Here is an 8,063-nt window from a genome sequence, read left to right as displayed (position 1 = left end):
TCCTGCCGGGCCCGCGCTGCCCCGCAATGGCTTTGCCGTCCTCCACTTTCGTTGCGGCCCTATCGGGTGCGGACCAGCGCTTGAGCCCGGCTTTAGGACCGCCGTAGCAGGTCGCGATGGTCGCGACCTTAAACGGAGGTTTAAACATGACGAGGCAGCCAACAAGCCAACGATCCGATCTCTACAGCCGCATCACCGACAAGATCATCGCCGAACTTAAACAGGGCGTACGACCCTGGATGCAGCCCTGGAACACGACACAGGCAAGCGACCGCATCACCCGGCCGCTGCGTCACAACGGCCAACCCTATTCCGGCATCAACGTCCTGCTGCTCTGGTCCGAAGCCATTGCCCGCGGCTTTACCTCGCCGACCTGGATGACATTTCGTCAGGCCCTCGAACTCGGTGCCGCCGTTCGCAAGGGCGAGACCGGAACGACAGTCGTCTTTGCCAGCTCCTTTATCCGGGCCGAAACCAATGAGATCGGCGATGCGGTCGAGCACGACATCCCGTTTCTGAAAGCTTACACCGTCTTCAACACCGAACAGATCGCAGGACTGGACGAGCGCTTTCGGCCAGTCACACCGGTCCCAGATCCGATCAGCCGGATCGGGCATGCCGACCTCTTCTTCGCCAACACCGGCGCCCTGATCCGGCACGGCGGATCGTCGGCATACTACGCCCCGGCCCGCGATTACATCCAGATGCCGGCCTTCGAAGCCTTCCGGGATGCTCAATCCTATGTCGCCATCCTCAGTCATGAGCTGACCCACTGGACGGCAGCCCGGCATCGTCTTAATCGCGACCTCAGCCGTTACGCCAAGGACAACAGCGAACGCGCCCGCGAGGAACTGATCGCCGAGCTCGGCAGTTGCTTCCTCTGCGCCGATCTCGGCATTGTTCCAGAACTCGAACCGCGACCCGACCATGCGATCTATCTCGCCTCCTGGCTCAAGGTTCTCTCAGGCGACAAGCGTGCGATCTTTACTGCGGCCAGCCACGCGCAACGCGCTGTCAGCTACCTGCACCATCTGCAGCCGGAGCATGAGGAAGGGGAGGCGGCGTGAGCCGCAGGTTCAAATCCTGCCCCCGCAACCAAGATAACAAGCATGTTTTAATTGCGGGGTCTGCAGATGGTATTTTCTCGAGGCGGAGCTTATCATGGCTACAGAGCCGCGCCTACGAAGACGTATGTGCCTTCAAAAAGAGCCGGCTTCGAACTTCGCAAAACGGCGTTCCAGGCCACGGCGAAGTCCTTGCCGATCGTCGCCAGGATGTGTTGGCGGCCGCCTCCACGACCGATGTCGTGTAATCGCAGCGGCAGCGATAGATTCAGTGTCCCACTCGCGCGGATCGATGTAGTTTACGGAACGATTCTTCGCTTCGATCTGCAGGCATATGGAAACTTCGCTATAGCCACCACCCCATTTTCTCCAGTGGCATCGCGAACATTGCTTTAAGCATTGAATTTACGGCTCCTAGACGGCTGCCCAGGGGTTGAATCCCATCAAGGCGGACCTCCTGGCGCCGACAGGCCTCCGCAAATTGCGGTCGAGCTTGCAGCGCCGCAATGGCAATACCATAAGTTGGCGCCTTGTCGGTATTGATGCTCTGAGGCTTCTCCCAATCCTTCAGGCCGGTAAGTGCCTTGCCCAAAAGGCGCTTGGCAGCCTTGGCGTTACGGGTCGGCGACAAGTAAAATTCGATCGTCTCGCCGTGTTTGTCGACGGCCCGGTAGAGATAGACCCACTTGCCCTTCACGTTTCGCTTTCCTTATTCGGTGCAAGGGGCGCTGACAGAATGCTTGTTAATGTAGCCAGGCGATTAAGGGCGGAATGAAAGCGCAGATGCCGGTTCGCAAAACGGACGGGCTCGTCCGTTCGCGACGCATCCAAAACGAGGTGCCAGGTTGGCAAGCAGTCAAACCCGCGCATGGACGCTTTGCCGATGACGCAGTTTCATGAAGAAAGGATATGCTGCAATCTCGAACTTGCAGGCCCGTAGTTCTACTCCTTTCAACGCGGGAGGCCTGAACCGACATGGTTTTCGTCCTCATTATTGACCCCTTGAAAGTTGGTGTCCTTCTGCATACTTTGATATCAAACTCATCATTTCCATGGAGGTGATATCAATGCCGGCGGTCACCATTCGAAATCTTTCTGATGAAACACATCGTGCCTTGCGGGTGCGAGCGGCTCATCATGGCCGAAGCACCGAGGCAGAGATCCGTGACATTATTGAGGCCGCCGTTCGTCCCCCGGAACGCGTTAAGCTCGGCTCTTTGCTGGCAGCTATTGGTCGTGACGCCGAGCTTTCCAACAGCGACGTTGAAGCCCTGCAGAAGAGCCGCGACAACACGCCTGCTGAACCGATAACCTTCGAATGATCTTGCTGGACACCAACGTTATATCCGAGCCGTGGAAACCGGTTCCTGATGAGGCCGTGGTCGCCTGGTTGGACGCCCAAGCCATCGAGACGCTGTTCCTATCCGCAATAACGATTGCTGAACTCCGCTTCGGGATCGCTGCTATGCCCTCAGGGAAACGGCAAACTATCCTTCGCGACCGCCTTGAGGGCGAAGTGCTGCCTCACTTTTCCGAGCGCATCCTGTCCTTCAATCTGGCGACTTCCCAGTTTTACTCGGAACTGATGGCGCGCGCTCGAGTATCTGGGAAAGCGATCGGCACGGCTGATGGCTACATTGCCGCCACAGCAGTAGCGAATGGCCTCGCGGTCGCAACTCGCGACACAAGCCCGTTCGAGGCCGCTGGGTTGAAAGTGATTAATCCCTGGTCCCGATAACGACAGTGTGGATCTAGGTGTCGTAGGTTCGTGTCGGTTCAAGACCAAGGGCCTAATGATTTATGCCGCCAGTTTTGGTATCGCGCGCTCAACCAATCGCAGGAATCGTTGGTTGCAAGCCCCCGCAACCACTGAAACTTGCAAATTCTCCCACTCGGGATATTTGCCCTTAAGCTCCTCCGCGTAAGGCTCGAGGAGCTTTTTTTGTTTCTGCTCCGTGTCGAGTTCGCCGGCTTTCACCTTGTCGATGAAATCCGCATGCACTTCGGCGACGAAGCGGGTTGATTTCGCAATAGAGTTTCTGTCTAGTTGCAAGAAGAGTAAGTATATTTCAAATATTGAAGTATATTTGTTGGATAAGTTGTTTGGGTGGATGGTATGCGCATATTTTCGGACGAGAACCTTGAGGTGATACATCGTCCAGGATCATCACCATATCTTCTGGTCACCTTTAATGAGATGGAAATGAAGGCGAACGGGAGCCGGTTCTGGGCGCAGCGATTCTGCGAGAAAGCCGACATTTCGGCGCTGGGCTTCATCAGTCGACGGCCGAACTGGTTTCCGGCGGCGAGCGTCGTCAAGGCAGTCGAAGCGGCCGCGCCCATTCTTCGTGCGGCACCGGAGCGGATACTTTACGGGCACTCGCAGGGCGGTTACGCGGCGCTGCGCTACCGCGGGCGCTTCAACGCCTCCGTTGCCATCGCCTTTTGCCCGCAAGTTTCGATAGATCCGAAGGTCGCTCCCTTCGACGGGCGGTTCGCACGGCATTTCTCGCCCGACCTGCACGCCAATATGGGGATCGCGCCGGATCACGCGGCTGGGCGCGCCTATCTCTTCTTCGATCCGTTCCACGCCGTTGACCACCGCCACGCCGCGCAGATCGCGACGCTGCAGGAGAGGACGCACCTCGTGCCGGTCCACATGACCGGCCATGGCACCGTTCGGGCTTTCACCGGGACCGAGCGCGCGCTGTCGTTGATCGAGGCCTGCCGCGGAGACGATCTTCGGGGGCTACGCGCTCTGGCCCGAGCTGCCCGCGTGGTGGCGCCGATGCGACCCTATCAGATCGCTGTGACGGCCATAGCCCGCCATCCTGCCTGGGCCGACCGATTTCATGCGCGCTTCGGTTCGTCGTTTTCTCCACTCGAGCGAGCAAACTTCCTCTATCATCGGGCCAACCGCCATATTCGCGACGGTGAGCTCGCGACGGCGCGGACCATGCTTGTGGACGCCATGATGTGTCAGCCGGAAAATGCTGGCTTCGCCGGCCGGCTAGCGGAACTGGACGGCCGTATTGCACGCAGCCGCAGGGCGGATGGCACCGCGCTTCTGGCCAATGCGGGTCTCCCGAAAGAGGGCACTGGTTTTTAGAACTACGAGCAAAACAAGTGCAAAGACCGGAAGGAGATCCCGTGATCCGCCTCACGCGACGTGCTTCGGATACGCTGTTCAGGTGACCGAGGGCCACCTACCGGCGAGGGGTTCGATCTCCATGCTGACGGAGGAACCGACGTCGGCGCGGGTACGCGCCATGCGAGTTGGCAGACACAAAGCCTGCGGCGACTTGCAACAGAAAGTGCCGCCGCGGAACTCGAACGGCCTGATCATGTGCGCGTCCACAAGAGCGATGATGGCGTCGCAAGCTAAATCTCGCCGCCGGAGTTGGTTGCGTCGATCGTCTCTCAGGATGAGCGTGGTCAAAGCGCGTGCGAGACAAGCGCAGGATTTTCCGCCATGGCGGCATCGCGTTTCTGCCGCAGCAGCGTGCGGTAGAGCTTGAAGTGGTCGCGCGCGCAACCGAGGTGGTCGGCGGGTTGTCGCATGGACGCGCGTAGCCGATCCCAGGTTTGGTTATCGCCCAATACTTCAACGATGCGGTCCGCGAGATCCTGGCTGCTTCCTGCGCGGAAGTGCAGGCCGTCCTGTCCATTCCGCACCTTCTCGGCCATCCCGCCGATGTCGGAGCAGATCATCGGCCTGCGATGTAGCAGGGCCTCCTGGATCACAACGGGCGAATTTTCCCACCAGACGGACGGTAGAACCACCCAGTCGACCGAACGCATCAGGCGCGGCATGTCCGCGTTCTGGTAAGCGCCATAGAATCGGACGCGCTGGCCGGCGTCTGCAATAAGCTTCTTCATCCGTTCCTGGAATTCGACCGGCTGTCGCTCGAGGTTGCCGCCGAAGATCATCAGGCAGGAGTCGTCGCCCCATATGTCCTTCGGGATGCGCAAAATTGCGTCAATCAGGACGTCGACACCCTTGAATGGGGTCATTTGGCCGAAATAGGCAAAGCGGTTGCGACGCGGCTTGAGACCTTGCAGCTCGCGGGCGGGGGCACCCGCTTCCAAAGCGATCCCATTTTCGATCACGCAGAGCTTGTCCTTATCAATGCCCCATTTGATGTAGCGCTCTGCCAGAAACCGGCTGGGCGAAACGAAGGCGTCGGCAAGGCCAAGCATCCCGCGTGCAAACAACTCCCGCTTCAAGAAATGCGAGACAGGGATGTCGGGAAAACAGCCGTGGCAGGCGATGGGGGAGGCCGTTTCGCAGAGCTGGCCGGAAGGTCGTTTCACCATTTGCCCGTGATTGTGGCAGATCGAAAGGTATTCGTGGAACGTGACCAGTATGGCCGCGTGAGGAAATGCCTCTCTAAGGGCATAGAGCGCTTCGAGACCGATACCGAGAACATGATGGAAATGCACGACATGGGGCCTGAGATCCCGCGCGAAGCGCAACAGGTCCCGACTGATCGCCTGCGTATCGCCATTGGACAACAAGAAATGGTCGTAGTCGTCCGTGTGAAATAGCAACTCATCTTCGGCAAGGCGATAGCTCATCAGCGCGGACGCGGCATGCCGGGGTACAGGGTGGCCGACCCGGGCCAGGTAAACCGACCTAACGTCCGGCAATGCGTTTAGGCCACGATGCAGGTTGTGCGAAGCGATTTCTGCCCCGCCGAGCGACACTGTCGGGTGAGCATGCGAGACGACAAGGACACGAAGCTGCTCGTTCATGCGGGCCTCTTTTCTGGGTGTTTTTCACCTACGAGGACAGGCGACCAGTGGCTCTTGAAGATCTTTCGATCGATCTCTTCCACCAGAGCCGCCATTGCCGGACTGTTCCAGTCGCATGCGTCGTCGCAGCCCCATATCTGCACCGATGGCAGCAAATAGGAGTTGATGCCGCACCGGCTGAGACGGAGACCGAGATCCAGGCCTTTTTCCTGCGCGCCCAGATAGCCGCCGCAAAAGCCGCCCAAGCGCGACAGGGCGTCGCGGGGCGTGACGCAGCATTCGAGCGAGGCCGCCGCGATGCGGGTCAGTTTCATTTCGGTAACTGCTTTGAGCGGATATCCGGCATAGCGACCCACAACTGGCTGATCGCCGTTGTCAAAATCGATCCAGTTTCCCGCCCAGCGAACGGAATCGTCCTCGTAAGCCAGTACGGGCGAGATGATGCTTCCTTTCACGGTTCCAGCCGTGGCCAAGAGCTTGCCGTACCAGCCTGTCGCGCGCGGGACCAGTGAGGCGGAGAGCGACACGACCGTTTCACAGGAGAGTGCCTGCGTGCCTGCTTCAAGCATGTCGTAGAAGTCGCCTGCGCCCTTGACCGATACGAACCTGGCCGAAAGGCGATAGAACCGTACGAGTTCTTTGAGGCGGGCGGCTTGTCTGCGAAAGCGATCGGCAGGCATGGCGATCACGATCGGCGCGCGTCGGGTCTCCGGATCTAGCGCGAGCAAGGCCAGCAGCGGGGCGATGTTCTCCTCTCCCTCCCCAGCACCGATGACGATCGGCGGGCTGCTCTCCTGATCGAAGGCGCCAGCGTCCAGGACTGCGTCGGTGACCGGCGTCGACCGTCCGGATTCGCTGAGGAACGGTACAATTTGTGTGTCGACGATCGCCGGCAACGCACAGTTCGTTGGATCGATGGAACCGATCTGGCGCAATGCCGCCAGGCGCGCCGAAACCCGCGTTGGTTTAACTGGCAAGAACGCACGACGCGAATCGCGTAGCGTCAGTTCGAAGTAGAGAGGCGCACCAAGATCTTCACTCGGCAAATGGGCGTGGGCGATGAACCCATGGGCACGCTGTTCACCTCGAATGCTCGGCGCGAAGTGCTGCTGGTCATTGAAACTGTCGGTGACATCGGGGCGATCGAGGCGCGTCCAGCGTTCGTCGAGGCAAGCCGCGCCGTCACCTCTACGAAGTCTTACCGCCGTGACGTGGGCGTCGGGATCATAAAGCCAACCGGAGGCGAGGAGTTTTCCTCCATCGGCCTCAAACATATTGTCTATTCCCATCCGGACGGGAAACGGCAGGCTGGAGATGGTTTCTTTGCCATCAAAGCTGTTAGCGGCCGCTCGTAGGGATAGGAGCATGTCTGGCGCACCATGTGCGCGCGGCAGGATTGACCTGACGTGTTCGGGCGTTTCCAGCGGGCCGAGGATGCGCTTTCGGGGGTGGACTGGGGCATGCCTCCAGCCGGCGCGCCCCCGAAAGACCAGACCTTCGATGTCGCGCGCGCGGACATCCTTGGTTGCCGCGAGAAGACCAACAAAACCCGGGGCGCCATCGGGCGCATCCGGGCGGGAAAAGACGGCGATGCCGCACTCCGAGGCCACCGGTGTCGCGTTGCCAACCACCGACACCCGGCAAGGACCGGGCGCCATGCCGCGGCTCCAGCCCTGCAGGAACGTCGCGCCTTCATGGCTTTCACCAATCAACTCGATGAAACCATCGTTTGCGTGGGCTGCCTGCAGAAGCGCGGTGATGGTCAGAAGTCCACCGCGGTTAGGGTTGCCGGCCATCATAACGTCCACAAGCCGGTCAATGACGGCGGCTGACTGAGGTCCCGCGGTTTCGGCCACGATCGCGGCTGCTTCCTCCGGGGAGGCAAGTCGGGGCGCAAAGATATAGCGTACGCTCGTTTCCTCCTCGCCGAACCGTATCGCAGTCATGGCGCCGTCCGTGCCCTCGGTCGGCAGGAGCGCCGCGAAGCCGTGCTTGGCCCTTGGGGAAGGAGCGGCCAGTCGCCATTCCGAGACAAACGCGCTTCGCGTGCCCGTTTGATCGCCGTCGACGCCGACTATCACTTCGCCGGCCACCACTTCGCCTGCCAGGACACGACCGAGACCGACGATCAGCAAGGTGGTCTCGTTTACGCGGCAGCCGATAACCCTTCCAGGGCGCATCGCCCTGTTGGCCCCATGCTTAACCGCCGTGGGGTTCCTAACCGCGGGGGACTGTTCTGTAACC

At 60.0% G+C, this 8,063-nt stretch carries 7 protein-coding genes and 1 pseudogene; 4 read left to right on the top strand and 4 right to left on the bottom strand.

What is annotated here, in order from left to right; genetic code table 11:
* The first annotated feature begins 146 nt into the window (after positions 1-146).
* Complete coding sequence (locus tag PMI09_RS26725; protein WP_007801710.1) at positions 147-1,067, top strand: ArdC family protein; 921 nt, start codon at positions 147-149, stop codon at positions 1,065-1,067.
* Positions 1,068-1,515: 448 nt separating this feature from the next.
* On the opposite strand, the pseudogene PMI09_RS31060 reads toward PMI09_RS26725, so the two are convergent.
* A pseudogene (locus PMI09_RS31060) lies at positions 1,516-1,761 on the bottom strand (DDE-type integrase/transposase/recombinase); the annotation flags it as partial.
* A 370-nt stretch (positions 1,762-2,131) separates the two neighbouring features.
* Here PMI09_RS31060 and PMI09_RS26715 point away from each other — a divergent pair.
* Positions 2,132-2,386, top strand: a complete 255-nt coding sequence (locus PMI09_RS26715) for a FitA-like ribbon-helix-helix domain-containing protein (protein WP_007801706.1) — start codon at positions 2,132-2,134, stop codon at positions 2,384-2,386.
* Positions 2,383-2,802, top strand: coding sequence for a type II toxin-antitoxin system VapC family toxin (locus PMI09_RS26710; RefSeq protein WP_007801704.1), 420 nt, complete (start codon positions 2,383-2,385; stop codon positions 2,800-2,802). Before PMI09_RS26715 ends, PMI09_RS26710 begins: the two co-directional genes overlap by 4 nt.
* A 60-nt stretch (positions 2,803-2,862) precedes the next feature.
* Here PMI09_RS26710 and PMI09_RS26705 read toward each other — a convergent pair whose 3' ends face one another.
* The gene (locus tag PMI09_RS26705) at positions 2,863-3,219 is read right to left on the bottom strand and encodes a hypothetical protein (protein WP_007801703.1); all 357 of its coding nucleotides are present in this window, start codon (positions 3,217-3,219) and stop codon (positions 2,863-2,865) included.
* Between PMI09_RS26705 and PMI09_RS26700 the strand changes: the two genes are divergently transcribed.
* Positions 3,181-4,173, top strand: a complete 993-nt coding sequence (locus PMI09_RS26700) for a hypothetical protein (protein WP_037084266.1) — start codon at positions 3,181-3,183, stop codon at positions 4,171-4,173. The genes PMI09_RS26705 and PMI09_RS26700 overlap by 39 nt on opposite strands.
* Before the next feature lie 326 nt (positions 4,174-4,499).
* Here the strand turns inward: PMI09_RS26700 and PMI09_RS26690 are convergent, their stop codons facing one another.
* The gene (locus tag PMI09_RS26690) at positions 4,500-5,819 is read right to left on the bottom strand and encodes a glycosyltransferase family 4 protein (protein WP_007801697.1); all 1,320 of its coding nucleotides are present in this window, start codon (positions 5,817-5,819) and stop codon (positions 4,500-4,502) included.
* Positions 5,816-7,999 (bottom strand): hypothetical protein, encoded by a 2,184-nt coding sequence (locus PMI09_RS26685; protein WP_052026610.1) that lies wholly within the window; start codon positions 7,997-7,999, stop codon positions 5,816-5,818. Before PMI09_RS26685 ends, PMI09_RS26690 begins: the two co-directional genes overlap by 4 nt.
* Positions 8,000-8,063 lie beyond the last annotated feature (64 nt).

The organism is Rhizobium sp. CF122 (genome assembly GCF_000282035.1).
Classification (GTDB): domain Bacteria; phylum Pseudomonadota; class Alphaproteobacteria; order Rhizobiales; family Rhizobiaceae; genus Rhizobium.
The sequence above is the reverse complement of the archived record's forward strand: the minus strand, read 5'-3'. Positions and strand labels throughout refer to the sequence as shown.